The sequence below is a fragment of the Luteibacter sp. UNCMF331Sha3.1 genome (genome assembly GCF_900109915.1).
In the GTDB taxonomy this organism is placed as follows: domain Bacteria; phylum Pseudomonadota; class Gammaproteobacteria; order Xanthomonadales; family Rhodanobacteraceae; genus Luteibacter.
Genome location: NZ_FOBU01000001.1, coordinates 858297 through 883459, shown reverse-complemented (window position 1 = coordinate 883459; position 25163 = coordinate 858297). Strand labels below are relative to the sequence as shown.

General features: G+C 68.2%; 19 protein-coding genes and 1 pseudogene. 10 read left to right on the top strand and 10 right to left on the bottom strand.

All coding sequences use genetic code 11. The features are described from left to right. Positions 1 to 82: 82 nt before the first annotated feature. Positions 83 to 751, top strand: a complete 669-nt coding sequence (locus tag BMX32_RS03915; RefSeq protein WP_089974705.1) for a PAQR family membrane homeostasis protein TrhA — start codon at positions 83 to 85, stop codon at positions 749 to 751. An 85-nt stretch (positions 752 to 836) separates the two neighbouring features. On the opposite strand, the gene BMX32_RS03910 is transcribed toward BMX32_RS03915, so the two are convergent. The 3 genes from BMX32_RS03910 to BMX32_RS03900 form a co-directional block, all read right to left on the bottom strand. Beyond that, entirely contained in the window at positions 837 to 2609 is a 1773-nt protein-coding gene (locus BMX32_RS03910; protein ID WP_089974702.1) for a DUF885 domain-containing protein, read from the bottom strand. A gap of 70 nt (positions 2610 to 2679) precedes the next feature. Continuing rightward, on the bottom strand, positions 2680 to 3162 hold the full coding sequence (locus tag BMX32_RS03905; protein ID WP_089974699.1) for a DUF456 domain-containing protein: 483 nt from the start codon (positions 3160 to 3162) through the stop codon (positions 2680 to 2682). Continuing rightward, entirely contained in the window at positions 3162 to 3932 is a 771-nt protein-coding gene (locus BMX32_RS03900) for a DUF3298 and DUF4163 domain-containing protein (RefSeq protein WP_089974696.1), read from the bottom strand. Before BMX32_RS03900 ends, BMX32_RS03905 begins: the two co-directional genes overlap by 1 nt. A 93-nt stretch (positions 3933 to 4025) precedes the next feature. On the opposite strand from BMX32_RS03900, the gene BMX32_RS03895 reads away from it, so the two are divergent. Further along, on the top strand, positions 4026 to 4676 hold the full coding sequence (locus BMX32_RS03895) for a protein kinase family protein (RefSeq protein ID WP_089974693.1): 651 nt from the start codon (positions 4026 to 4028) through the stop codon (positions 4674 to 4676). Positions 4677 to 4756: 80 nt separating this feature from the next. On the opposite strand, the gene BMX32_RS03890 is transcribed toward BMX32_RS03895, so the two are convergent. Continuing rightward, the gene (locus tag BMX32_RS03890) at positions 4757 to 5533 is read right to left on the bottom strand and encodes a ferredoxin--NADP reductase (protein WP_089974691.1); all 777 of its coding nucleotides are present in this window, start codon (positions 5531 to 5533) and stop codon (positions 4757 to 4759) included. Positions 5534 to 5744: 211 nt separating this feature from the next. On the opposite strand from BMX32_RS03890, the gene BMX32_RS03885 reads away from it, so the two are divergent. Continuing rightward, complete coding sequence (locus BMX32_RS03885) at positions 5745 to 6137, top strand: hypothetical protein (RefSeq protein ID WP_089974688.1); 393 nt, start codon at positions 5745 to 5747, stop codon at positions 6135 to 6137. A gap of 138 nt (positions 6138 to 6275) precedes the next feature. Here the strand turns inward: BMX32_RS03885 and BMX32_RS03880 are convergent, their stop codons facing one another. After that, the gene (locus BMX32_RS03880; protein ID WP_089974685.1) at positions 6276 to 9296 is read right to left on the bottom strand and encodes a TonB-dependent receptor; all 3021 of its coding nucleotides are present in this window, start codon (positions 9294 to 9296) and stop codon (positions 6276 to 6278) included. Between the two features lie 481 nt (positions 9297 to 9777). Between BMX32_RS03880 and BMX32_RS03875 the strand changes: the two are divergent. The 4 genes and pseudogenes from BMX32_RS03875 to BMX32_RS03865 form a co-directional block, all read left to right on the top strand. After that, positions 9778 to 10542, top strand: a pseudogene (locus BMX32_RS03875) (exodeoxyribonuclease III); the annotation flags it as partial. Positions 10543 to 10746: 204 nt separating this feature from the next. Beyond that, complete coding sequence (locus BMX32_RS03870; protein WP_089974679.1) at positions 10747 to 12909, top strand: hybrid sensor histidine kinase/response regulator; 2163 nt, start codon at positions 10747 to 10749, stop codon at positions 12907 to 12909. Then, the gene (locus BMX32_RS18595; protein WP_170843555.1) at positions 12906 to 13772 is read left to right on the top strand and encodes an alpha/beta hydrolase; all 867 of its coding nucleotides are present in this window, start codon (positions 12906 to 12908) and stop codon (positions 13770 to 13772) included. Before BMX32_RS03870 ends, BMX32_RS18595 begins: the two co-directional genes overlap by 4 nt. A 76-nt stretch (positions 13773 to 13848) precedes the next feature. Next, positions 13849 to 16896: a sensor histidine kinase gene (locus BMX32_RS03865; RefSeq protein ID WP_170843554.1), complete on the top strand. Its 3048-nt coding sequence runs from the start codon at positions 13849 to 13851 to the stop codon at positions 16894 to 16896. On the opposite strand, the gene BMX32_RS03860 is transcribed toward BMX32_RS03865, so the two are convergent. Next, positions 16893 to 18680, bottom strand: coding sequence for a glycoside hydrolase family 97 protein (locus tag BMX32_RS03860; protein WP_211664167.1), 1788 nt, complete (start codon positions 18678 to 18680; stop codon positions 16893 to 16895). The genes BMX32_RS03865 and BMX32_RS03860 overlap by 4 nt on opposite strands. Positions 18681 to 18806: 126 nt before the next feature. Here BMX32_RS03860 and BMX32_RS03855 point away from each other — a divergent pair, with 126 nt between their 5' ends. Next, a complete protein-coding gene (locus tag BMX32_RS03855; protein WP_089974669.1) occupies positions 18807 to 19649 on the top strand; it encodes a methyltransferase domain-containing protein in 843 nt (280 codons plus the stop codon). On the opposite strand, the gene BMX32_RS03850 is transcribed toward BMX32_RS03855, so the two are convergent. The 3 genes from BMX32_RS03850 to BMX32_RS03840 all read right to left on the bottom strand — a co-directional run bounded on the left by BMX32_RS03850 (position 19599) and on the right by BMX32_RS03840 (position 22016). Next, complete coding sequence (locus tag BMX32_RS03850) at positions 19599 to 20540, bottom strand: hypothetical protein (RefSeq protein ID WP_089974665.1); 942 nt, start codon at positions 20538 to 20540, stop codon at positions 19599 to 19601. The two genes, BMX32_RS03855 and BMX32_RS03850, sit on opposite strands and share 51 nt — an antisense overlap. 47 nt (positions 20541 to 20587) lie before the next feature. Continuing rightward, complete coding sequence (locus BMX32_RS03845; protein WP_089974661.1) at positions 20588 to 21076, bottom strand: hypothetical protein; 489 nt, start codon at positions 21074 to 21076, stop codon at positions 20588 to 20590. 106 nt (positions 21077 to 21182) lie between these two features. Beyond that, entirely contained in the window at positions 21183 to 22016 is an 834-nt protein-coding gene (locus BMX32_RS03840; protein WP_089974657.1) for a plasmid replication/partition related protein, read from the bottom strand. 143 nt (positions 22017 to 22159) lie between these two features. On the opposite strand from BMX32_RS03840, the gene BMX32_RS03835 reads away from it, so the two are divergent. After that, complete coding sequence (locus BMX32_RS03835; protein WP_089974653.1) at positions 22160 to 23308, top strand: threonine aldolase family protein; 1149 nt, start codon at positions 22160 to 22162, stop codon at positions 23306 to 23308. A gap of 87 nt (positions 23309 to 23395) precedes the next feature. Here BMX32_RS03835 and BMX32_RS03830 read toward each other — a convergent pair whose 3' ends face one another. Continuing rightward, the gene (locus tag BMX32_RS03830) at positions 23396 to 24145 is read right to left on the bottom strand and encodes an SDR family oxidoreductase (protein ID WP_089974650.1); all 750 of its coding nucleotides are present in this window, start codon (positions 24143 to 24145) and stop codon (positions 23396 to 23398) included. A 99-nt stretch (positions 24146 to 24244) separates the two neighbouring features. Between BMX32_RS03830 and BMX32_RS03825 the strand changes: the two genes are divergently transcribed. Then, the gene (locus BMX32_RS03825; protein WP_089974646.1) at positions 24245 to 25144 is read left to right on the top strand and encodes a LysR family transcriptional regulator; all 900 of its coding nucleotides are present in this window, start codon (positions 24245 to 24247) and stop codon (positions 25142 to 25144) included. The last annotated feature ends 19 nt before the right edge of the window (positions 25145 to 25163 follow it).

The window sequence follows — 25163 nt, the reverse complement described above, 5'->3', positions numbered from 1 at the left end:
CCGGTTCCGGCAAGGTCGGTCGCGTTCGTCACGGCGACTTCGGTTACCCTCGACCGGTCAGGTAGGTCTTTCCGGAGCAGTCATGGTTCTCGACAGCGCGCAGCCGCGTTATCCCCTCGGCGAGGAAGTCGCCAGCAGCGTGATCCACGGCATCGGTCTCGTTCTCAGCATCGCGGGCCTCGCGGTACTGGTCGCGTTCTCGGCCATGTACGGCGGCGCACGCGCGGTGGTCGCCAGCTCCGTGTTCGGCACCACCCTGATCCTGCTCTACACGGCATCGACGCTTTACCACGCGATTCCCGGCGTCGTCGCGAAGCGCGTGCTCCGCACGCTCGACCACATCGCCATCTTCCTGCTCATCGCCGGCACGTACACGCCCTTCACGCTGCTCGCGTTGCCGGGGGCGTGGGGCTGGGGTCTGTTCGCCACGATCTGGACGCTGGCGATCGTCGGCAGCGCCGCCGAACTCGGCCTGCTGAAGCGTTACCGCAAGGCCGCCGTCGCGATGTACGTGGCGATGGGATGGGTCGCGGTGATCGCGATCGAACCGCTGCGCGACAACGTGCCGATGGGTGGTCTTCTGCTCCTGTTCGGCGGCGGCGTGGCATATACCGCCGGCGTGCCGTTCTACATGGCGCGCAAGCTGCCGTACCACCACGCGATCTGGCACTTCTTCGTGCTCGCCGGCAGCGTGCTGCACTACCTGGCGGTGTTGCTTTACGTGATTCCGGGTGCCCACCACGCTGTATAGCTCGTGGTGGGAGCCAGCCTGCTGGCGAACGGGTGCTCGCGCCAGGCACCCATTCGCCAGCAGGCTGGCTCCCACCTGAGCAAGGCTACTTCGCCTTCTTCAACTGCTCCGGCACGAAGCGCGTCCGCACCGCTTCCGCCAGCAGGTCCGGCGGCAGCAGGCCCTGGGCGATCAGGAAGTCGTTGAACGCCTTGCGGTCGAATGCCTTGCCCAGCTTCGTCTGGGTTTCCGCGCGCAGCTGCAGGATACGCGTGTACCCGTAGAAGTACGCCGTGGCCTGGCCCGGCGAGTTGAGCGTGTAGCGATCGAGTTCCTGGCGCGCCATCGGTTCGGACAGGCCCACGTCGTCCACGAGGATCTGACGAGCGCGCTCCCGGTCGATCAGGCCGAGGTTGAGCATGGGATCGAGGAACGCGCGCGCGGCGCGCAGCAGGCGGAACTGCAGGGCGATGAACTGACCGGCCGGCGGCTCGTACGGCACCATCTCGGCTTCGGCGTAAAGCGCCCAGCCTTCGACGTTGACGCTGTTGAACGCGAAGAGGCTGCGCGTGAGCGACACGCCCTGTTCGACCATCGCGGCGAACTGCAGCTCGTGGCCCGGCCGGCCTTCGTGCGCCGTGAGCGTCCACGCGGCGGCTTCGAAGGTGAAGTCGTCGTAGCTCTGGGTCTTCTCGCCGTCGGCGGGCGGGTTACCCGTGGTGAGCACGAACGTGCCGCGCTGACCGGTGTTGCCGATGAATGGCGGGGGATCCATGTGCGGCGCGGGCGAGCGTGCGTTCTCGGCTTCCGATGCGAGGCGCATCGCCATCTTGCGCTTCGGCAGCTCGACGATGCGCTGCTTGCGGATGATGTCTTCGATCCTCACGATCACGGCGTGATACGTGGGCTCGACCTTTTCCTTCGCCAGCTGCTTCTTTTTCAGCGCCTTCAGCACGTCGCGGTAGTCGCCATCCGGAAGGCCTTCCGCCTTCGCGACGACCGGCGCGATCATCTGCAGCGCATACGTCGTCTCCATGAATTCGAGCTCGGCGCGATCGATGAGGTCGCGCGGCGCGATATCGAGGCCGACCTGCTCCAGGTTGTACGCGTACATGGCCTCGGGCAGGCGGAAGTCCGTGCGTGCGCGCGGCAGCACCGTATTCTTCACCCAGGCGTTGTAATCCTTCAGCTGCTGGTCGAGCTTCGCCATGGCTTCGTCGCTGCCAGCGATCTTCTTCTCCGCGAAGAGCTTGCGGATGCCGTCGACGTAGCGCTGCGTGTTGCCCAGCTTCTGCTCCACGTCCGCCTTCACGGGCCCGAGGAGCGCCTTGTCGCCGAGCTTTTCGGTGGTGCGTGCGCGCGCCTGATCGACCAGCGGCGTGCATCCCGCGGTCATCCCCACGTAGCACTTGAGGCGGCCGAGCGCGGCCTCGTTCTGCTCCGCCGTGCTTTCCGCGTTCAGCAGCGTGAACTCGCCGCCGAAGATGATCTCGCCGGCGTCGAACCACGGCAGCATGTATCTGTCGTTGAGGTCGATGCCCTTGATGGAGCCGTCGATCTGCTTGAGCAGGATCTGAAGATCCTGCTTCACGTTCGGATCCTTCTCCTCGGCGAGGCGGCGATTCACGGTATTGCGTACCTGGACGAGGGCCGCGCGCTGTCGCTTGTCCGTGTCGGGGCCGAGGTCGGCGGTCTTCTCGTCGTATCCCTTCACCCCGATCTCCGAGGCGGACTCCGGGCTGAAGCGGGCGGTCACGTCCAGCAAGGGCTGGGCGTCGGCGTTGCTGCGGGCGATCCAGGCGGGCTGGGTCGCGGTCTGCGCGTGCAGGCTGCCGATGCAGAGCGTCACGGCGGCGGCGAGCGTGAGTCGTCGGAACATGCGTATCTCCCCGGGTGGTCCGCCGAAGACTAGCCGCTGGGGGTACGGTCCGCCATGTGACCTTTGGCCGTCAGGCGAAGAGGAGGGCGAGCCCCGCCATGCCGATCATCAGGAAGGAGAGGACGACCTTCGCGACGATGCCCACCAGCATGCCCACCCATGTGCTCACGCCGACGTGCGCGGAGCGGAGCACGCTTTCGCCGGACCACAGTTCGCCGACCACCGCGCCGGCGAACGGGCCGACGATGAGTCCCGGGATGCCGAAGAACATGCCGATCACGGTGCCTGCGCCGGCGCCCCAGAGGGCACGCGGACTGGCGCCGATCTTTTTCGCGCCGAACGACGCCGAGACGAAATCCAGCGCGATACCCACGGCACCGACGATGCCGATGGCGATCAGCCAGCCCCAGCCGAGATGCTGGTAATCGTCCACGGCGGCGGCGAGCCAGATGCCGCCAAAGATCATCGGGATGCCGGGAAGCACCGGAAGGATCGCGCCGGCCACGCCGCCGACGATCAGCAAGGCGGCGAGCAGGTAGAGGAAGAACTCCATCAGCGGAAGGCCTCGCGGTACTCGGGCTTGAGAAATGCCGAAAATGCCTCGCTGGGTACGTCGATGGCCTGCGGTCCGGCGGCGTACGAGGCCACCTGGTAGGGCGGAAAGATGAAGGTGAGTCCGTGCACCTTGTTGTCCGGCCCGGTCAGCAGGCTGAAGACGCGATAGTGGTCCTTGCCGGGTGCCGTACCGAGATCGATCTGTTCGCTGTCGGAAGCCAGCGGCTGTTCCTGGTCGTCGAGCGCGGTGAAGAGCTGACGACGCGCCTCGGAAGCGAAGGCGGACTCCGCGGCGTGCGGGTCGTCGAAGAACTCACGGATGCCGATCACCCGCTCTTCCTGCATGTCGTAGGTGAAACTGTCGACGATCGGCGCCGGGTGCGCGCCGCCGGTGAAGGCCGAGCCGTCGACCTGCACGTTGATGAAGCGGTCCGTGCGGGAGGCCACCGCGATGTCCAGGTTGAGGTCCCACGGAAGCTGTCGTGCGCTCTCGCGCGCGCCCGGCTCGCGCAGGCTCGCCAGGAAATGCCGTTTCTGCCGCTCCACGTAGCAGTCGATCTGTCCGCGCAGGGCGGCGGCGCCCGGCGGCAGATCGGGCATCGAGACCTCCATGGTGTAGAGGTCCTGCGTGGCGGATTCGGTATCCTTGTGCGCGCTCGCCTGCGGCGGCGGCTGCCTGTCGCCGTCGTTCGTGCGGTCGGCGCCGTCGCGGCAGGCGGCGAGCCCGGCCGTGGCGAAGACCAGCGACAGGATGTGTCGCACGAGCATCTTGCGTTCTCTTACGATGCGAGGCCCCGCATCTTAGCCTTTCCCATGGCAGAGGGCGCGTCAACGAACCTTAGGGATACTGTGCATAACGCGATGACGGAAGCCGTCACCCTGCTCAAGGCCGACGAACTCGGTCGTATCGAACGCGTCGAGCGCGATGGCGTGCTGCTGATCCGTCGCGACATCGGCGCCGCGCGCTGGTGGGCGCGGGGCTTCGCACGCCGCGCCGCCGCGCGAGAAGCGAGGGCGCTGGCGCGTCTGGACGGGCTCGACGGCGTGCCACGCCTGCTCGCCTGGAACGGGCGCGTGCTCGAGCGCAGTTACATGGCCGGCGAGCCGATGCAGGCCGGGCGCCCGGTGGATCCCGCGTACTATCGCGACGCGTTGCGGCTGCTCGCCCGGCTGCACCGTCGTGGCATCGTGCACAACGACCTCGCCAAGGAGCCGAACTGGCTGGTACGCGAGGATGGCACGCCCGGGCTCGTGGATTTCCAGATCGCGTGGACCCGCGGCAGGCGCGGCGCGCTGTTCCGCCTGCTCGCGCGCGAAGACCTGCGGCACCTCCTGAAGCACAAGCGGACGTACGCGGGAGACCGCCTGTCGGTGCGACAGCTCGCGATCCTCGCGCAGCCCGCACCGCACTCGCGCCTGTGGCGTGCGACGGGGAAGCGGCTCTACAAGCTCATCGCGCGGAAGGTCTTCGGCTATTGGGACAACGAAGGGCAGGGGCGCATAAGGCGCTGATCGGTGAGAGCCAGCCTGCTGGCGATGGGAGCTCGCGGCGAGCATCCATCGCCAGCAGGCTGGCTTCCACCCAAAGGCGCTTATTTCTCGACGAACGCCCGCTCGATCACGTAATCCCCCGGCTCGCGGGTACGCGGCGATGCCTGGAAACCCTCGCCGTCGAGCAGCACGCAGATATCGTCGAGCATCGACGGGCTGCCGCAGAGCATCACGCGGTCGTGTGCCGGGTCGAGTTGCGGCAGGCCGGTAACGCGCGCCATTTCGCCGTCGGCGATGGCGTCGGTGATGCGCCCACGGTTGCGGAACGGCTCGCGCGTCACGGTCGGGTAGTAGATCAGCTTCTCGCGCACCAGCTCGCCGAGGTACTCGTGGTTCGGCAGCTCCTTCTCGATGTAGTCGGAGTAGGCGAGATCGTTGACGTGGCGCACGCCGTGGGCGAGCACGATGCGGTCGAAGCGCTCGTAGGTGTCCGGGTCGCGGATGATCGACATGAACGGCGCGAGACCCGTGCCGGTGCCGAGCAGGTAAAGGCGCTTGCCCGGCTTCAGGTCGTTCAGCACGAGCGTGCCGGTGGGCTTACGGCTGACGATCACCGGGTCGCCCGGCTTCAGATGCTGGAGCCGCGACGTCAGCGGGCCGTCCTGCACCTTGATGCTGAAGAACTCCAGGTGCTCCTCGTAATGCGCGCTGGCGATGGAGTAGGCACGCATCAGCGGCCGGCCATCGACCTCCAGGCCGATCATCACGAAGTGGCCGCTCTCGAAACGGAACCCGGGATCGCGCGTGGTGCGGAAGCTGAAAAGGCTGTCGTTCCAGTGGTGCACGTCGATGACGTGCTCGGTCGCCAATGCCACCATGGTTTATCAAACCTCGAAGACGAAAAAGGGCGGGCCGGCGCTGCGCGCGGGCCTCGAGTTTCGGCTGGGGAAGCGGCCCGGGGCCGCGCTGCCTCGCGCGTGGCGCCACACCCGGGGGTGTGCGCTCATGGGCACCAGTTTAAGGCATATCGGTCCGGTGCGCCTTCGCTGCACTAAGATGCGGGGCCGCCCCATGTGAAGAGGACCGCCGGTGACGAACCCCGACTATGCCGTGGGCCAGGCCTGGACATACCGCACCCGCCCCGGCGAGGAGGCGTCCCGCGTGGCGATTCGCCGGATCGATCGCGAGCCGGAGGACGGCGAGGTGTTCCACGTCTCGATCCTCGGCGTGAAACTGCGCAACCATCGCTTGCCGGGCGGCACACAGCCGGCCATGAACCACGCGGCGGTGTCGCGGGCCACCCTCGATGCGAGCCTGCTGGCCCACGAAGGCGCTGCCGACACGGACGAGGCATGGCGCGACGGTTACGCCGTGTGGCGCCAGGCGTACGACAACGGCGACGCCGGCATCTTCGACCTGCCGATTCCAGAGATCCTCGGTTACATCGAGATGGTGGTGGCGGCCTCGGGCGAGGCCCGCTGATCGCATCGGGCTCTTACCCGAAGCGGAATCCCATAAAAAAAAAGAGCGCCCGGTCCCCGTAAACCGGCTGGGGAGTAGCCGGCTTACGGAGAGGGGCGCAAGTGTCACACAGGGATGCTTGTCAGGCGCGATGCGCCCTTAGAAGTCGTAGCTGACCGCCAGACGCGCGTAACGCGGGTCCTGGGTGATGAGCGGCACGCGGTAGATCGGGTGCGGCGTACCGCGCGACTCGAACTCGGTCGGGTAGCGGAACGTCGCGCGCTGCTGGTTGAGCACGTTGAACACGTTCGCGGAGAACGCCAGCTTCGAGCCGGCCCACTCCGGACGGTACGTCACGCCCAGGTCGAGCTGGAACGTCCACGGCAGGCGGCCCTTGTCGCCCGGGGGCGAACGCTTGCCGTCGCACCAGTGGTACGAGCTGCCGTAGAGCGCGGGATCCTGCTGGTCCGGACCGTAATAGCCAAGGCAGACTTCCGGCGCACCGGAAATGGCCTGGAGGTTACCCGAGACCTGCCACTCCGGCGCGAGCTGCCAGTAACCGTACGCCTTGAACACGTGCGTGTGGTCGTTGCCGAGCGGACCGTTGGCGCCGTCCATGACCCAGTGGTTGTCCCAGTCCACGCTGCCGGCGGCGCCGGCCTGGCGCGTATCGGTACGGGCCTGGCCCTCGGTGTTGCCGTAGGAGCGCGAGAACACGTAGTCGAACTTGCCGTACCACGTGCCGTCGAACTGATGCTCGGTGTAGAACTCGGCGCTGTAGTACTTACGCTTCGTCTTCGGCATGCCCATCTCTTCGCGGCTGAGCGGCACGACGAACGGATTGCCGGCCGTGTCGATCAGCGTGAACTGGTTCGAATGGCCGCCGTTGACGAGGTAGCAGCTGTTCGTCGAACCGATTTCATATCCGAGCGATTCCGCCTTGTTCTTCACGACGTCGAGGTCGCAGAAGTCGTCGATCACCGCGTTGAGCTTGCGCTGCGTCAGCTTGACGCCGTACGTCCAGTTCTCGTTCCAGCTCTTGTCGAAGCCGACGATGTACTCGTCCTGGTTCTCCGACTTCAGATCCTTCGCGGCGACGGTACGCGGGTCAGGCGGGATGCCGTACGAGTTGTTGCCCGAGACCACGCCGCTGAACTGCGTCAGGCCCGTCGGGCTGCCGTCCACCGGGTTGATGCCGGAGTAGGTGTAGTACTGCTGCGTCGATGTGTAACCCGCGGCCGCACCGGTCGCCGGATTGAGCGGCAGGCCGAGGTAGTAACGGCCGGCGTTGGCGTAGACCTTGAAGCTGCCGTCGCCGTTCACGTCCCACGCGGCGCCGAGGCGCGGCGCCCACTGCGGACGGGTCTGTTTGATGAACGCCTGGCTGAACTGGTTGTAGTCGGTGAACTGGTCGTTGCGCAGACCGACCGTGAGCAGCACGCGATCGTTGACCTGCCACTTGTCTTCGATGAACTGCGCCTTCTGGTCGGAGCGCACGTTCACGAGGTTGCTCACGATGTTGCGCTGGACCCAGTAACCCTGCCCGCCGTTCGGGAAACCGCCCGGTGCAGGCACGAAGTTACGTCCCGGCGTGTCGTTGATCGCCTCGTTCGGGTCGGCGGACTGGCCGTAATTCCAGGTGTAGCCCGGGCCCGGGCTGGCGTCGCCGAACGCGATGACGCGCGAGCGGACGTTGTCGATACCGGCCATGAGCGTGTGATCGCCGGCCACGTACTGGACATCGAAGCGGAGGTTCGTCGACTTGTTGCCACGCGCCGGCGAGCTGATGTTGCCCACCTGGCTGTTCTGGATCGGCGTGCCGCCGTTGAGCGCCGGGTTCTGGCGCACCGAGTTGTCGACGCGAACGAGATTCGGGTCGTACTCGGTCGGCTGCTCGTAGTTCTTGCTCGACATCTTGCCGTAGGTGGCGCTGATGGTGAGGTTGTCCGTGAGGTAGCCGGTGTACTTACCGACCCACAGGTCGCCGCCGGTCTTGGTGTCGTTGACGTCGCCCAGACGCGCGCGGCGCGACAGATCGGCGTAGTTGTAGCTGTAGCGGGTGCCGGAACCTTCGCGCTTGTCGCCGACGCTGGTCAGCTCGACGATATTGCTGTCGTTGATGTTCCAGTCGAGCTTGCTGTACCAGCGCGGATTGGAGTAGTAGTTCGTCGACGCCGGGGTGCCGTTGCCCACCGGGTTCACGTTGCGCTGGCCCGTCTTCTCGAATTCACCCGCGACGAAGAAGAAGAGCTTGTCCTTGATCAGCGGGCCGCCGGCATAAGCGCTCACCGTCGTGGTCCACTTGTCGTTCTGGCTCTTCGGCTGATACAGGTCGCCGGCCGGTGCGGACGCCGGCGTGTTCGCGTAATGCAGGTTCGGGCCGGACGCGCGCGCCCAGTTCGGCTCCCACAGCAGCTGCGCACCGAAGTGCCACTCGTTCGTGCCGCGCTTGCCGACCTGGCTGATCACGCCACCGTCGGAACGGCCGTACTGGGCACTGTAGCCGCCCGTATAGACTTCCTGCTGGTCGATCGCGCCATAGGGGAGCTGCAGGCCGCCGAGCGCGTTGAGCGGGTCGGTCGTGTTGAAGCCGTTGATGTAATACGCGTTCTCGTTGGCCGCCGCGCCACCGAAGCTGACGACCGACTTGCCGGTGTCGCTGGTGAAGCCGCCGCCGTTGTTCACGACGCCGGGAGCGAGGCGCGCGATGGCTTCGGCCGAACGGCCGAGCGGCATGCGGGCGAGCTGCTCCGAGGTGATGACGGTGCGCGAGTCGACCGCGGTGACGTCGATGCTCGGCAGGGCGGTGCCGGTGACGGTCACGCCTTCGAGGCTCTCCGCATTGCTCGCCGTGCTGGCCGCGGCGAACGAGACGTCCGTGCTGGCGCCGACGCGCAGGGTGACGTTCTTGCGGGAATCCACGGGCGCGCCGTCGCGCATCAGGGTGACGTTGTACGTGCCCAGCGGAAGCTGCGTGGCGCTGTAGCGGCCATTGGCATCGACGCCGATCTCGCGGCGGAAGCCCGTCGTGCTTTCGACGACGACGGTCTGGTTGCCACCCGCCGGAACGGAGCCGTTGAGGCCGCCGGTGGTGGACTGTGCGAAGACGCTGGAAACGCCGCCCAGGCAGGTACAGACCGCCAGTGCGAGTGCGCTCCTGCGAAGAATGTGCTTGTTCATGCCAACCCCGAAAAAGTGATGCCCCGAAATACGACGAAGGCACGGGGCCGTAGCACCGGACCCCCGTCCGGTACTGCGATGGAGCCTCGATGACCCCGCCCGCGCTCCATCGCCACACCATCCATTTGTCTCGATCCAAATGGACTAGACGAACGGTTTACAGCACGTTGTTGAGGTTGTCCAGCGCCCGGACGTCGTTCTCGTACGGCCGTCCAGCCGTCCGAATGGCATGACGCATTGCAGCAGAAAACGATGTAACTATGGGTAATTGTGGCAATTAATGCTTTCCCTGAGCGGGTTCCGCTGGCCCGCGATGGTGGCTGACCGGGGTCGCAAAAAATTATTGCGGCGGGGGCGTCGATGGAGGCGAATCTCGTCGTCTTTTAGATCGAGGCAAGTGTCGTGCCAATCCCCGGTGCCAACGGGGCGACGCGCCGTTGCCGTCACCGCTCTTCGACTGCGCGTTGCGGAAAGTCGCGACATGAAGATCGCCACCTACAACGTCAACGGCATCCGGTCCCGCCTCCCGAACCTTCTGGAGTGGCTGGAGCGCGAGTCGCCAGAGATCGCGTGCCTGCAGGAGCTGAAGGCGACGGACGCCGCGTTCCCCGTCGACGCGATCAACGAGGCGGGCTACGGGGCGCTCTGGGCGGGCCAGCCATCGTGGAACGGCGTCGCGATCCTCGCGAAAGGTGTGGACCCCGTCGAAAGCCGGCGCGGCCTTCCCGGCGACGCGAAGGACACGCAGAGCCGCTACCTCGAGGCCGTCGCGCACGGCGTGCTCGTCGGATGCCTGTACCTGCCGAACGGGAATCCGCAGCCGGGCCCGAAATTCGACTACAAACTCGCCTGGTTCGAGCGATTCCTCCGCCACGCGAACGCGCTGCTCGCCTCGGGCCACCCCGTGGTGCTGGCCGGCGACTACAACGTGGTGCCCACCGACGACGACATCTACGATCCGAAGAACTGGCGGCGCGACGCCCTGCTGCAGCCGGAAAGCCGCGATGCGTACGCGCGGCTGCTCGCCCAGGGCTGGACCGACGCGCTCCGCGCCATCCACCCGGACGAGCGCATCTACACGTTCTGGGACTATTTCCGCCAGCACTGGCCGCGGGACAGGGGATTGCGCATCGATCACCTGCTGCTCTCGCCCGACCTCGCCGCCCGCCTGAAGGACGCCGATGTGGACCGATGGGTCCGCGACCGGCCCAAGGCCAGCGACCACGCCCCGACATGGGTCGAACTGGGCAAGGCGCCCCGGATGCGCGCCGCGGCGAAGAAAAGCGGTTCGCCGAAAGCCGGGAGATAGCGGTCCGGGCCTGGGCGCCTGCGACCAGGCTCGATCGGGTCGTAAACGATTACATGCTCTTTCCTATTGCGACCGCACTTGCCAGCCCTCGCAGAGTTCATAGACTAGGACGTTATCGGGGGGAAGTCGGACCACGCGTGCATGAAGATCGAAGGCGGTAACGGCAAGCATGCCGGGCCGATGATGCTCAGCGAGGTCGCCGAGCGGCTGCGCAATCCCCGCATCGACCGCATCGTGGCGAGTTTCCGGGAGTACCACGTGTCGCTCATGCGCACGGTGATCCTCGGATTCATCGTCGTCTGGAGCGTCGCGTGGCTGCACGGCCCGGCGCCGATGGCGGCGGAAGCGCAGCGCGTGGTGCCCGTGGCGGTCACGCTGTTCCTGCTCAGCGCGTTCTGGATGCTCGGCGTCCGCGCCGGTGCGCTCCGCGAGAGCGCCGTCGTCGACGGCGTGGGCAGCATCGTCAATTTCGTCGCGGTGGCCCTGCTGCTCAAGGCCGCTTTCATGCTCGTCATCACGCTCACCGCGGTCCTTCCGTTCCTGTCGGTAGCGCTCGGCGTGCGCTACAGCCGGCGCGTGTTCGGCGCCGGAGTGGCGGCATCCGTCGCGATCCTGCTCGTCGTCGCTCCGGACGGTTACTGGGTGGCGCGACCGGCTTACGCGCTCTACGCGCTGGCGCTGGTGATCGTGCTCCCCATGACGCTGTATCGCGTGATGGACGCGCTTCGCGACGTGTCCGCCGAGGCGATCGCCTCGCGCGAGGCGCAGCACCGCTTCATCTCCATGATGAGCCACGAGATGCGCACGCCGCTGAGCACCGTGATCCATTCGGCGTCGCTGGTCGACACCGGCGTGATGAGCGACGACCAGCGCCGCCTCGTCGGCCTGTTGTCGACCAACGCGAACGCCCTGCTGCACCGGGTCAACGCCGTGCTCGACGTCGCGTCGTTCGCCGGCGGTAGCTTCACTCTCCGGCACCAGTCCTTCGCGTTCGACGAAGTGCTCGCGACGGTCGGCGCGGTGTGCCGGTCGCTCGCGGCGGAGAAGCGTATCACGTTCAGCCTCGCGCGCGACGCCTCGGTCGAGGGCGTCTTCAGTGGTGACCCCGGTCGTATCGAGCAGGTGCTTTCCAACCTCGCCTCGAACGCGCTCAAGTTCACGCCACCGGGCGGCTCGGTGGACGTGCGCATCGAACTCGTGCCGGGCATCGGCGGCCGCGATCCCACGATCGTCTGCACCGTGAGCGACAACGGCATCGGCATCGCCGACGCCGACAAGCAGCGCATTTTCGACCCGTTCCATCAGCTGAGCGTCGGCGAAGGTCGCCGCCAGGAAGGCGTGGGTCTCGGCCTGTACATCGTGCGCAACGTGTCCGAGCAGATGAACGGCTCGCTCGACGTGACCGACAACCCGATGGGTGGATCGATCTTCACGTGGCGTTTCGCGCTGCCGCACGCGGCGGCGGGCGCACGCAGCGCCGCCGAGATGCCGCTGGTGGAGCTGCTCGACGACCACCGCGAGCGAGTCGCCACGCAGCGCTGTCTCGTGGTGGACGACAACGCGGCCAATCGCGAAATCGTCGGGCGCATCCTCGAGCGCGCCGGACACGCGCCGGTGTTCTGTGCCAGTGGCGACGAAGCGCTGGCGCGGCTCGACCACGAATCGTTCGACATCATCTTCATGGACCTGCACATGCCCGGCAGCTCGGGCTGGGACGTGCTCGGCCGGATCGAAAGCACGCGACGCATCCGCACGGTGCCGCCGATCGTCATGCTGAGCGCCGACTCCAGCCACGATGCCGTGCGCATCGCGTTCCGCGCCGGCGCGCGGGCGTATCTCACCAAGCCGATCGCCGCGCAGCGCCTTCTCGACGTCATCGAGTCGGTGGCCGAGGAACGCCGCCTCGATCGCGCGGCGCGGCGCTGGCAGACGGAGGTGGACGAGCCGTCCGCCAGCCACGCCCAGACGCCGCTCGACGACATGCGCGCGCTGAGCAGCCCCGAGGAGTTTTCCGGATTCGTCGACCTGTGTGCACGGACGGCCGACGAGTACTTCGACATGCTGCGCGCGGCGGCCCTGGGACGCGACATCGCGATGGCGTCGGAATCCCTGCATTCCCTGCGCAACGTGCTCGGCAATCTCGGCGTCCCCGGAGCCGCGCGCGTCTGCGACGACATCGCGGTACTGCTCGAAGCGGGTGGCGACATGCGCGTCGCGGTGCCCGACGTGGATGCGCTGGCCCGCTCCGTGCAGCGCTTCGTCACGACGCAGCGCGAGCAGATGGCGCCGGCGATGGACGCATGAGGGCGCCGTCCGGCCTGGATGCGGTCGCCGCCCGGATCGCGGAGGATGAGCGCGCCGTTCCCGACCTCAAGCCCGATAACGAGGCGCGCATCGTCTTCCGTGGCGCGGCGCCGTACGAGCGGCGCCGCCTGTCCGTCGTCTACGTCCATGGATTCACCGCGAGCCAGGCCGAAGGGGCGCCCGCGCACCGCGCGATCGCCGATGCCTGCGACGCGCACCTGTTCCTCAATCGCCTTACCGGCCACGGCAGCACGGCACCCGGCGCGATGGCGGGGATCACGCCGGAGCGTTGGCGCGCGGACGCGGACGAGGCACTCGACGTCGGCCTCGCGCTGGGCGAGCGCGTGGTGCTGGTCGCGACGTCGATGGGCGCGTCGCTCGCGCTCGACCTCGCCGTGCGTCGTCCCGAAGCCATCGCCGCGATCGTGGCCTGGTCCCCCGGCATTCGCGTCCACGACGCCGACCAGCTGCGCGCCGCCGTGCTGATGCAGGGTGCCGTCGAGCCCCCGGGCGAGCGCAGCCCGTTCCAGCGGCGCTACTGGTCGAGCGTCGTGCACACCGACGCCTACCGGGCGATCGCGCACCTCTTCATCGAATGGATGCGACCGGAGCGCCTGAGCGCCATCGCCTGTCCCGTTTTTTTCGGCGTATGGGACGGTGGCGACGGCGACCGCGACACCCTCACGTCGGTGCGCGCGATGCGCGATGCCTTCGAGTGGCTCGGCACACCGGCGGAGCGTCGTCGCCTGGTCGCCTACGACCAGGCGGCCCATGTGCTCGCCTCGCCCGAGCGATCGCCCGCGGCCGGGCGGGTGCTGGCCGATTCCCTCGCGTTCCTGCGCGACGCGGGTCTGGCGCGCTGATCCCGGCGGCACGGTACGAGGACGTAGAACCCTTGCGCGCGCTATCGTTGCGCCTCGCAAGATTGACGAGGTAAGCATGCGTCCCGCATGCACGCGATCACGGGGATGGAACGCGCTGCTGGCCCTGGCCGGCTGGCTGGCGTTCGCCGTCGGCGCGGCGGCGATGGACAACCGCGACCGCGATCTCGCCCAGTACTACCACACGGCCTGGACCGTTCGCGAAGGCGCTCCGGGCCAGGTGACGGCGCTCGCGCAGACGAGCGACGGCTACCTCTGGCTCGGCACCCAGACCGGCCTGTACCGCTTCGACGGCGTCCGTTTCGAGCGTTATCGCCCGCGTGAAGGCGGCGATTTCCTCGCCTCCAGCGTCGCGTCGCTCTACGCGCCGCCCTCGGGAGGACTGTGGGTCGGGTTCCGCTACGGGGTGGCCAGCTTCATCGACAAGGACCGCGCCACGCATTACGCGGGCGAATCGGGATTGCCGTCCGGCACCGTGTACGCCCTGGCGCGGACGCCCGACGGCACGATCTGGGCGGCGACGTTCAACGGACTGGCCGCGTTCGATCACGGCCGCTGGAAGCCCATGGGAGAGGCGCTCGGCCTTCCGGGCAACCGCGCGCGCACGCTGGCCACGGATCGCGAAGGCCGGCTGTGGGTCGCCACCGAGGACGTGCTCGCATGGCTGCCTAAAGGCGGCGACCGTTTCCGGATCGCTACCCGGGACGTCGGTCGGATCAATCGCATCGCCGAGGCGCCGGACGGTGCCATCTGGGTCGCCGAAGCGGACGGCGGCGTCCGGCCCGTCTGGACGGCGGCCTCCGACCCGCAGACCGCCGGGCCGTCGCTGCGCTTGTCCTCGGCGGGGCTGCTGTTCGATCGCGACGGCGCGCTCTGGACCCCGACGCTGGGCAACGGCATCCGTCGCGTACCGCGCGTGCGCGAGCTGGCGGGCAGGGTGGTCGGCCCCGACGACCCGAACGCCCAGCGCTTCCAGGAGCGCGACGGTATGAGTTCCGACTACGCCACCGCCGTGATCCAGGATCGCGAGGGCAACCTGTGGTTTGGCGGGAGCCGCGGCCTCGACCGGTTCCGTGTCAGCCGCCTGCTACCGGCGATGCAGCCGCCGGGCGCCACCGACTTCGCGATGGTGGCCGCGGCCTCGAGCGGCGTCTGGGTCGGCACGAAGAGTCATCCGCTCACCCACCTCGGTCTCGACGGCATCACCCGCACGAACCTGGCGCAGGCGATCACGGCGGCAAGTCGCGACCCCGATGGCAGCACCTGGCTCGGCGGTCCCAACGGTCTGTGGCGCTTGCACGGCGGCGAGCCCGAGATGATCGCGCCGCTGCCGTATCCCGATTACTCGGGCGTGCAGGCCATCGTCGGCGACGGCAAGGGCGGCGCATGGGTGTCTCTGAACCGGCCCGGCATCTACCACTACAGCGGCGGCGCATGGACGCACGATCCGTTGCCCGCGTTCGCCAACGACCCCGCGCCGCTGGTGCTGGCACGCGACCATCGCGGACACGTGTGGATGGGCTTCGCCCGCAACACGGTGCTGGAACGCGACGGTGCGCGCGACACGACGTATGGCGCTCGCGAGGGACTCGCCATCGGGAACGTCACGGCGTTGCTCGACGACGGCCCGGCCATGTGGGTCGGCGGTGAACTCGGCATCGCGGCCATCGTCGGTGGGCGCGCGCGCATGATCGTGACGCGCGGCGATCCGTTGCGCGGCGTCTCGGGTCTGGTGCGCGACCGACGTGGCGATTTCTGGGCGAGCGCGGCGCAGGGCGTCGTGCGCATCCGCGCCGCCGACATGGCCCACGCGCTCGACGATCCGGCGTTCCGACCCGAGGTGGCGGTGTTCGATTCGCTCGACGGCCTGCCGGGAACCCCCGCGCAGTTCCGCCCGCTTCCGACCGCGGTCGTCGCGGACGATGGGCGCCTGTGGTTCGCGACCACCAGCGGCATCGTGTCGATCGACCCCGCCGACGTGCCGCGCAACGCGCTCGCACCCACCGTGTTTGTGCGCTCGATCACCACGGACGCGGGTACCTGGCCGGCCACCGCCGAGATAGGCATCCCCGCGCACACCGAGCGGCTGCGCATCGCGTTCACCGCGACCAGCCTGACCATGCCCGAGCGCGTCCGCTTCCGCTATCGCATGGAGGGCATCGACACACGCTGGCGCGACGCGGGGAACGATCGCGAGGCGATCTACACGGATCCGCCACCGGGTCGCTACGTGTTCCGCGTGGTCGCCTCGAACGAGGATGGCGTAGGGGACGAGGCGGGTGCGTCCACCGTCATCGTCGTGGCGCGGGCGTTCTATCAGATGCCCTGGTTCTACGTGCTGTGCGCGATCGTCGTCGCGCTGCTGATCTGGGCCGCGTTCCTGGCGCGCCTGCGCCGGATTTCGGTGGAGCTGCGTGCGCGCCTGCAGGAACGGCATGCGGAGCGGGAGCGCATCGCGCGCGACCTGCACGACACGCTGCTGCAGAGCATCCAGGGCCTGACCATGCGTTTTCAGGCGATCGCCAACCGCGTGCCGCCGGACGATCCGCTACGCGTGGCGATGGAAGGCGCGCTCGACCGGGCGGACGAGGCGATGGTGGAAGCGCGGGATCGCGTGCGCGACCTGCGTACCAGCGTCGGCGAATCGGGTCGCCTCGACGTGGCTCTGCGCGAACTCGCGGCGGCGTATGCGACGGAACACACGGTGCCCGTCGTGGTCACCGTGAGCGCCGAACTGCGGCACCTCGACGGCCTGGTGCGCGACGAGCTCTACGGCATCGCCCGCGAGGCGATCCACAACGCGATCGCTCACGCGCACGCCAGCCGGATCGACGTGGAGCTGCGGTTCGAAGGCTGCGACCTCGTGCTCAGCGTGCGCGACGATGGCCGCGGGATCGATCAGGTCGTGCTCCGCGACGGTCGCGACGGCCATTGGGGACTGCGCGGTATCCGCGAGAGGGCGATCGCCGCGGGTGGCGTCCCGTCGATCGCATCGCGCCTCGATGGCGGAACGGAAATCCTCGTGCGTGTTCCCGCGGCGCGCGCCTTCCCCGGCCACCACACGCCGTTCCGGCGGTGGTGGCGACGGGTGCGGTTGCCCTTCTAGCGGTAGCAGCCGTTGTCGAACTGGCCCTTGGCCATCGGGCAGAGGATCGCCGCGAAGCCGCCGTTCATCGGCACGTCGAACGACAGCGAGCCGTCGGCCGTGACGTTCTGTCGCGTGTGCACGACGTCGCCACGCCCTGCGCCGTCACGCACGATGTCGGCATGCCACGGGCCGACGCCGAGGGAAGCCAGGGGTACGGTGAGCCGGCGCGCCGCGCCGGCGGCGATGGCGCCGACGAACCAGCGATCGCCGCTGCGACGCGCGAAGATCGCGTCCTGTCCCGGTGTGCCGCCGATCAGTTTCGTTTCATCCCATACGGTAGGAATTTGGTCGAGGAAGGCCAGCGCCTGGGGGCGTGCGTCATACGCTTCGGGGCGGTCGGCGAAATGCGTCCAGCCGGATTCGAAGACGATGGGCAACGCCACCTCGTGCGCGATCGACGCCTCCTTGCGGCCGGCATCGAACGCCACCGGCGTGTAATCCATCGAGCCGACGACGTTGCGCGTGAACGGCTGGATCGTGTTGCCGACCACGGGCGGGTCGTTCTCCGCGCCCCGCACGCCTTCCATCGTCATGAGGTGCGGCCACGTGCGCTGCAGGCCGTGCGGAATGGTCGCGCCGTGGAAGTTGAGCATCAGGTGCAGCTTCGCCGTGTCGGCCAGCGTCTCGTCGTACCAGCGGAAGCGCGCCTGCGAATCGGACTCCATGAAGTCCACCTTCACGCCCTTCACGCCCCAGCCCTTGATCCGCGTGAGTTCCGCGATGCGCTTCGCCGGCGTATCGAGCTTCGACCAGTGGTACCAGAGCAGGATGTCGACGTGCTTCGCCTGGGCGTAACGGACGAGTTCGGGCACCCACGCGTCGCTCCAGCCTTCGTCCACGAGCACATAGGGAAGGTGATTCTTCGATGCAAAGTCTACGTACGCCTTCTGACGCGTGAAATCCGAAGGACTCTGGTGCTCGCTGAGCCACGACCAGGCGACCTTGCCAGGCCGGATCCACGAGGTGTCAGCGAATTTCGCCGGATCGGCCAGGTCGTCGACCAGCGTGGATTCCGTCACCGTCGCCAGGTCGCCGATGATCGCCGTGCGCCACGGCGTGACGCCGGTGCTGTCGACGCGCGCGTCGGCCAGCACGAGCGCGAAGTCGCCGGTGTTCGCGGTATGCGAGAGGCGGCTGCCGTCGTAGCGTCCGTCGGCGTTGGCTTCGGTGATGAGCACGTAGCTGTCGCCGACGCGGAAGAGCGAGGGGTAGCCGTATTGGCCGGCCGCGGCGGTGCCGGCCGTGATCTGGAAGCGCTCCTTCTCGTACTCCGGGCTGTACGGCAGCAGCCATGCCTGCGCGCTCGCGGGGACGGCGAACGAGGTCGCTTCGCCGGTGACCGTCGCCTGGGTCTTTCCGGGCAGCTCGTAACGGAAGGCCACGCCGTCGTTGCCGATGCGCACGACCACGTCAAGCTTCTGGCCCTTGGCGTTCTGCAGCGCGTAGCGCGTCTCGGAAAGATTGCTCGTGCGGTCGAGGCGTTTGCCCACCGTCATGCGGTAATGCTCGGTGAGCTGTCGCTGCGAGGTGCCGATCAGCTTCAGGTCGTGCGTGAGGTCCGCATCCGTGGTGCGCAGGCCGAGCGTCTCGTCGACGAGCGCCGCGCCGTGCGGATCGGTGATGCTGAGCACAGGGCGCCCGCCATCGCGGAAGACCAGGGTCGCCAGCGGTGGCGTCGCGAACGCGGGCAGGCTGACGAGGGCTGCGACGGCGGCGCAGAGATGGCGGCGGGCGTGCTTCATCCGGGTGGTCCTCATGGCAACGAGGGCCGAGCATTCCATACGCCGGCCGCGCAACTCAAGGACGCACGGCACGTTTGCGCGCCCGGTTACGCTCGTGCAACGGCCCTCGCGATATGCTCGGCGGTCATGGAGACCCTCGCCACGTTCGTCGAACTGATCGAAGCGGAGGCCGCGTGGCGCGATCCCGCGGCGTTCCGCTGGCGCGCCGAAGCGGCCGACCGGCTCGAACTGCTGATGCTGGGGGCCCGCGACGCTGCCGTCGTCGCCAGGGCGGTGGCGCTCGTCGATGCCATGCAGGCCGTCGACGCCTCGGGCTTCGACACGATGCGCGACGCGATACGCCGTAGCGAAGGGCGGCAGGCGTTCGCCCCATGGCTCGACGTCGGCTTCCCGAGCGGCCAGCACTACGACGTCTTCGACCATGTGCTCGCCGGTGTGCTCGCGCTCGAGGAACCCGATGCGCCCCATGCCGCACCACCGTCCGGCATGGTGTTCTACCAGCCGAGCCCCGCGCGGCACATCGTCGACGGCGCGGCGCGTGCCCGCATCGGGCCCGACGACGTGGTGCTGGATCTCGGCGCGGGCCTCGGCCACGTGCCGATGCTCGTCAACGTGCTGACCGGCGCGCGGACGATGGGCATCGAACGCGAAGCCGCCTACGTGGAAAGTGCACGCGCGGCAGCCGCGCGCCTTGGGCTGCGCGATGTATCGATGGCCGTCGGGGATGCGCGCGACGCGGATCTCTCGCACGCGAACGTGTTCTATCTGTTCACGCCGTTCACCGGACCGATCCTGCGCGACGTCGTCGCGAACATCGAGCGCGAAGCGCGCCGTCGCGACATCCGCGTCGTCACGCTCGGTCCCTGCACGCGGACCTTCGCGCGCATGCCGTGGCTGCGCAGCGGGGACGCGGATCCGTCAGCCGACGACCGGATCGTCGTCTTCCACGCCCGTCTTGCGGGCGGGTAGCTTCTGGATCAGCCGTGCGCGAAAGACGCCGGCCAGCGTGTGGAAGCCGGCTTCGGTCGGATGCATCTCGTCGTTCCACTGCGCATCGTCCGGCAACAGCCCACGCAGGTCGACGTAGTCGAACATGCCGCCGAAGCGCGGATCCCTCTTCAGCGGGTCGAGCACCTGCTCGACGAAGCCATCGATCATGAGCTTCGCGAACTGCCTGCCCCTGGCGATGTCGTCACCCAGTGCGCCGCGGATGTTCGGGCCGATCCATGGGCCGATCGACTTCTTCAGCAACGCGGCGACGCCGAGATTGCGCAGGCCGAACTCGGCCTTGCTGCCGATCAGCCGGGGGTAGTCGTAGGTGTGCGCGAGGAACGGCACCTGCGGCTTCGCACGATGGAACGCGTCGAGGAAGAACGCGTACGCGTCGCGCACCTGGTCGTAACGGCCGGTGGCCTCGATCACCGCGAAGGCCTCCTGTGGCGTCAGGCCCGTCTGGCCCTGGAGTGCGTGGCCGAGCCACGTGTCGACGAAATCGTTGCCGCCGGCACTCAGCAGCACGGCGTCGAAGTCGAACGTCGTGAACCAGCCGAGCAGGTCGTCGACGTTGTCGCGCGTGAACATCGAACGGCCCGGATGTTCGCGCTGCGGCGCGGCCTGGTCGCCGCTGCGCTCGACGCGGAAGAAGAGCCCGCCCTGCCCGAACTGCGGGACGCCGCGCTCCTCGTCGTCGGGGGCGGGCGAGACGATCCAGTCCAGCAGATTCATCGCCAGGGGCGTCGAGAACCACGAATCGCCTTCGCAGAAAATCACCGGTGTGCGATCGAGGCGGCGCTCGTCCTTGAGACCCTTGTACATCGCGCGGAACTGGCCGCGCTGAGAGAGTGCGCTGGATTGGGGCATCGGTAGGCGCTCGTCCGGGCAACCCGGCCGATGCTACACCCGCCGGATTACCAGCGGCCCCGTCCATGACCGAAGTTGCTCTGCCCCCCACCGACGGAGATGCTGACCCCGCCTTTGGGGTGATCGCAGCTGCCGAAGGCCTGGCTCAGGCTGACCGCGCCGGCCTGATAGCTGCCGCCACCACCGCGGCTGGCGCTGACCACGCCGGTGCTGACGCTGCCATGCACCTGCGGATCGTTGTACGTGGCGTCGTCGCAACGGGGGCTGTCGTCGACGTCGGCTCCCGCCATGCGGCCGCTGGTGTCGCCGTAATACGTGCCGGGTGGATCCAGCGGACGCGAGCGCGTGATCGCCACGCTTTCGTTGGCGGCGGCGGGCGCGCCAGCGGTCGACGAGGCCGGTGCCGGCGCGGCGGCCGTCGTGGCCGGCGCGGGCACGAAGTTGGGTGGCAGGTTGAGGTTCAGCGGTTTCTGCTGCTGGGCCATGGCGGCCGTGGCGAGCAGCGAGGTGGCGACGAGGGCGAGAATCGATTTCATGGATGGGGACGCTCCGGGTTCAGGCCTTCGAACGCTCGGGAGGCGCGTCCGGTGTACCGGGGCTTGGAACGCCGGCAGGCCACCGGAGTTCCCGGCCCCTCCCACCTTACTCCGCCATCGCCTCGTCGGCGTCTTCGGGCACGGTTTCGCCAAGGCGGGCGCGGAGGGCGTCGATCTCGCGGCGCAGGTTGCGGTTCTCGGCTTCGAGGTCGGCGACCTGCTCGCGCAGGGCCATCACTTCGTCCGTGGGCTTCTCGCGTGGCTTGCGGCGGGACTCGCGGACCCGCTTCGCCGCTTCCTTCAGTTCGGAATCGCCCGCCGTGGCGGCGGCGCGCTGCTCGTCCTCGGGCAGGCTGGCGACGGCCGCCGCGGCGCTGATCGAGAGCGTGCCCGATTTCACCGCCGCGACCACTTCCGGCGCGGCTTCCTTGCGGATCTTCTCGATCATGCCGACCTGGTTGCTGCTGATCCGCGCCTCGCGCGCGATCTCCTTGCGGCTCTCGGTGGGGCTGGGGCGCGCCGCCTTGCCCGACGCGGGCTGGGCGCCCGTCGTATCGAACGGCACGTCGGGCGACGCCTCGCGGCCCTCGGCCTCCGCCTCGGCGGCACGTGCGCGGCGCTCGGCAAGGATCTCGCGCTTGCGCAGGGCCAGCACGCCGCGCTGGAAGTCGGAGACGCTACGACGACCGAGGTGCTGCTCGATCATCCACAGGTGCACGTCGTCCAGCGACTGAAAGCGCTCGTTCTGCACCGTGTTGAACGGAATGCCGTGCTTGCGGCAGATGCCGTACCGGTTGTGCCCGTCGACCAGCGTGTCGCCCCACAGCACCAGCGCGTCGCGGCAGCCTTCGGTGAGGAGGCTGCGCTCCAGCGATTCGTGTTCGTCCGGCGTGAGCGGATCGATGTAGGCCTTGAGTTCTTCGTTGACGACGATATGCATGGCGGCGGCTTGGGTCGGACGGGCGGGGCGGCATTCTAGTGCCTGCGGGTCGCATCTGCAGAGACGCGGGCATTGGCGTCGTCGCGACGCCTCGTGCGACCCTTGGCCGGCGCGGCCCGACGCCGCGATCGGGGAGGAAACGGATGGTCAGTCGTCGCGAATTCATGCAGGTCGCACCACTCGGCGCGTTGTCGTTGGCGGGGCTGGGATTGCCCTGGGCTCCGGCGCTCGCCGCCGTGCGCGGGCCCGAGGACATTCCGGTGGACCTCATCGTGTCGTTTCTCGGCGACAACGTGCCTTCGAAGCCGGAAGCGGTGCCTGCGCGGCTCATCGCCGCGATGAAAGGTCGCGACGACGTCGCCGATGTGTATTTCGCCGACGGCGCCACGGGCGCGCTGGAAAAGCAATTCGCGCAGATGGTCGGCAAGGAAGACGCCGCGTTCATCCCGAGCGGCACCATGGCGAACCAGATCGCCATCCGGCTGCACTGCGCGAGCCGTCCTCGCGTGTTGCTGCAGGACGTCAGCCACGTGTACCGCGACGAATCCGACGCCATCGCGATCATGAACGCGATCCATGCGGTGCCGGTCGAAGGTGGTGCGTCCGCCGGACTCGCCGACGCAATGGCTGCCGCGTTCACGCAGAGCGCGGAGGACCCTTTTCCGGTCGAGGTGGGCGCGGTGTCCATCGAGAGTCCGGTCCGCCGGCTGGATGGCGCGACGGTGAGCGCGGCGACGATCGGGAAGATCGCGGCGCTGGCGCGAGCGAAAGGCGCCCGCATGCACCTGGATGGCGCGCGCCTGCTGCTGATGTGCGGCATGCCCGGTTTCGATGTGCGGGACTATTGCGCGCCGTTCGATTCGGTCTACGTGTCGCTGTACAAATACCTGGATGCGCCGTTCGGCGCGATCCTCGCGGGCGACAAGGCCTTCGTCGCGAAAGCGCGGCAGGCACGCCACATCTTCGGCGGCAACCTCTACCACGGCTGGACGGCGGCGATCGTGGCGTCGAAGACGCTGACGGGCTTCGAGCAACGCTTCGGGCGCGTGCGTGCGGCCGCCGACGATCTGCTGACACGCCTCGCCGGCAAACCCGGCATCGAGGTGCAACGCGTGGAGAACGGCAGCAACGTCGCGTTCCTCAAGCTCGACGAACGCATCGCCACGGGTCTGCGCGAACGCCTGTTGCAGTCGGACATCGCGATCCGCACCGTGCGCGAGGGAAGGCTGCGACTCGCGTTCAATGAAACGCTGCTACGCAAGTCGCCAGCCACGATCGCGGGGGCATTCTGATCGCTCGATGGTGGGAGCCAGCCTGCTGGCGACGGGTGCTCGCGGCGAGCATCCATCGCCAGCAGCCTGGCTCCCACCGAAACAGCCTCAGGCGGCCGACATGCCGCCGTCCACATTCAGTTCGATCCCGTTGACGAAGGCGCCGGCATCGGACGCGAGGAACAACGCGGCCTCGGCGAGTTCCTCCGCCGTGCCCATGCGCCCCGCCGGAATCTGCGCGGACACGGCGTCGAGGAAGGCCGGACGATCGGCTTCCGATACGCCGAGCTTGGCGAGGATCGCGGTATCGACCGGCCCGGGACTCAGCACGTTGACGCGGAGCCGGCGCGCACGGAATTCCATCGTCCAGTGTCGGGCGAACGCCGCGATGGCCGCCTTGCTTCCCGCATACACGGCGTGTCCGTCGAGCATGCGCGTCGCGGCCAGCGAGCTGGTGAGGATGATGCTGCCACCGTCGCGCATGACGGGAGCGATGGTCTGCACGCCGAAGAACACGCCCCGGGTGTTCACGCCGAACTGCGCGTCGTAGACCTCGGGCGTGACGTCGGCGGACGGCTGGATGGTGATGACGCCGGCATTGGCCATGTAGACGTCGAGCTTGCCGAAGCGCTCGCGGACGACGCTGGCGACGTGCGTGTGGTGGGCGAGATCGGCGACGTCGCCGACGATGCCGATGGCGCCGTGGCCGATCGACGCGGTGGCCTCGTCGAGAACCTCCTTGCGTCGCGCCGTGACGATCACCTGCGCGCCTTCGCGTGCGAAGCGCCGTGCGGATGCCAGGCCGATGCCACTGTTGCCACCGGTGATAAGCGCGATCTTACCGTCCAAGCGTTTCATGGGGTTGCCTCGTTACGATGATGGTCGCCACGATATGCGGCGCATCCGCGACCCCGGTAGGTCGCACACGGGCACTTCATTTGTGCCAGGAACTCCCAGATGTCCCACCTGCTTCTTCAGGCGCCCAATCTGATCGCGTTCGTCCGCGCCGTGGAATCCGGCTCGTTCACCGCCGCATCCCGCATCCTGGGCACCACGCCGTCGGCCGTCTCGAAGGGCATCGCGCGGCTGGAGCGCGAGCTTGGCGTCAAGCTGTTCCGGCGATCCACGCGGCAGCTGGATCTCACTCCCGACGGCCTCGTGTTCTTCAATCGCGTGGCACCGCTGCTGCGCGACCTCGACGACTCGGCCGACGCGATCCGTCCCGATGGCGACGCCCGCGGCCGGCTTCGCGTGAGCATGCCCAGCGACCTCGGCCGGCTGCTGCTGCAACCGCTCGCATCGCGCTTCCTTCCGCGTCATCCCGGTCTGGAAATCGACCTCGTGCTCGTCGATCGGTCGGTCGACGTCGTCAGCGAAGGCTTCGACGTGGTGTTCCGCGTAGGGCATCCCGCCGAGAGCGATCTGCGGTCGCGCTTGCTCGCGCAGCTCGACATGGCACTCGTCGCCTCGCCGGCGCTCCTCGGCGTGCACGGCGTGCCGTCCACCATCGATGAACTTCGCGAACTACCCTTCGTGCGCTACCTGCTGAAAGGCCGCTCCTATCCACTGTCGTTCGACGACGGAACGACCTTCGTACCGCACGGGCCGGTGGGTGTCGACACCGGGGCGGGGTTGCGCGAGGCGGCGCTCCAGGGCATCGGTGTCGCCTATCTCATGCGCTGCACCGTGCAGTCGGACATCGACGCGGGCCGGCTCGTGCCGGTACTCCCGGCGCAGGCACTGCCATCGTTACCCCTGCATGCCCTGCACGCGTTCGGACGGCTGACGCCCGTCCGCGTGAAGCGTCTGACCGAATTCGTTGCCGCCGAAAGCGTCGGTTTCGGCTCGCACGCGTGAGGCGCCGGTGGTACAACGG

Coding starts and splice junctions, on each gene's coding strand:
- BMX32_RS03915 (WP_089974705.1), top strand. CDS start 83: ATGGTTCTCGACAGCGCGCAGCCGCGTTATCCCCTCGGCGAGGAAGTC.
- BMX32_RS03910 (WP_089974702.1), bottom strand. CDS start 2,609: ATGTTCCGACGACTCACGCTCGCCGCCGCCGTGACGCTCTGCATCGGC.
- BMX32_RS03905 (WP_089974699.1), bottom strand. CDS start 3,162: ATGGAGTTCTTCCTCTACCTGCTCGCCGCCTTGCTGATCGTCGGCGGC.
- BMX32_RS03900 (WP_089974696.1), bottom strand. CDS start 3,932: ATGCTCGTGCGACACATCCTGTCGCTGGTCTTCGCCACGGCCGGGCTC.
- BMX32_RS03895 (WP_089974693.1), top strand. CDS start 4,026: ATGACGGAAGCCGTCACCCTGCTCAAGGCCGACGAACTCGGTCGTATC.
- BMX32_RS03890 (WP_089974691.1), bottom strand. CDS start 5,533: ATGGTGGCATTGGCGACCGAGCACGTCATCGACGTGCACCACTGGAAC.
- BMX32_RS03880 (WP_089974685.1), bottom strand. CDS start 9,296: ATGAACAAGCACATTCTTCGCAGGAGCGCACTCGCACTGGCGGTCTGT.
- BMX32_RS03870 (WP_089974679.1), top strand. CDS start 10,747: ATGAAGATCGAAGGCGGTAACGGCAAGCATGCCGGGCCGATGATGCTC.
- BMX32_RS18595 (WP_170843555.1), top strand. CDS start 12,906: ATGAGGGCGCCGTCCGGCCTGGATGCGGTCGCCGCCCGGATCGCGGAG.
- BMX32_RS03865 (WP_170843554.1), top strand. CDS start 13,849: ATGCGTCCCGCATGCACGCGATCACGGGGATGGAACGCGCTGCTGGCC.
- BMX32_RS03860 (WP_211664167.1), bottom strand. CDS start 18,680: ATGAAGCACGCCCGCCGCCATCTCTGCGCCGCCGTCGCAGCCCTCGTC.
- BMX32_RS03855 (WP_089974669.1), top strand. CDS start 18,807: ATGGAGACCCTCGCCACGTTCGTCGAACTGATCGAAGCGGAGGCCGCG.
- BMX32_RS03850 (WP_089974665.1), bottom strand. CDS start 20,540: ATGCCCCAATCCAGCGCACTCTCTCAGCGCGGCCAGTTCCGCGCGATG.
- BMX32_RS03845 (WP_089974661.1), bottom strand. CDS start 21,076: ATGAAATCGATTCTCGCCCTCGTCGCCACCTCGCTGCTCGCCACGGCC.
- BMX32_RS03840 (WP_089974657.1), bottom strand. CDS start 22,016: ATGCATATCGTCGTCAACGAAGAACTCAAGGCCTACATCGATCCGCTC.
- BMX32_RS03835 (WP_089974653.1), top strand. CDS start 22,160: ATGGTCAGTCGTCGCGAATTCATGCAGGTCGCACCACTCGGCGCGTTG.
- BMX32_RS03830 (WP_089974650.1), bottom strand. CDS start 24,145: ATGAAACGCTTGGACGGTAAGATCGCGCTTATCACCGGTGGCAACAGT.
- BMX32_RS03825 (WP_089974646.1), top strand. CDS start 24,245: ATGTCCCACCTGCTTCTTCAGGCGCCCAATCTGATCGCGTTCGTCCGC.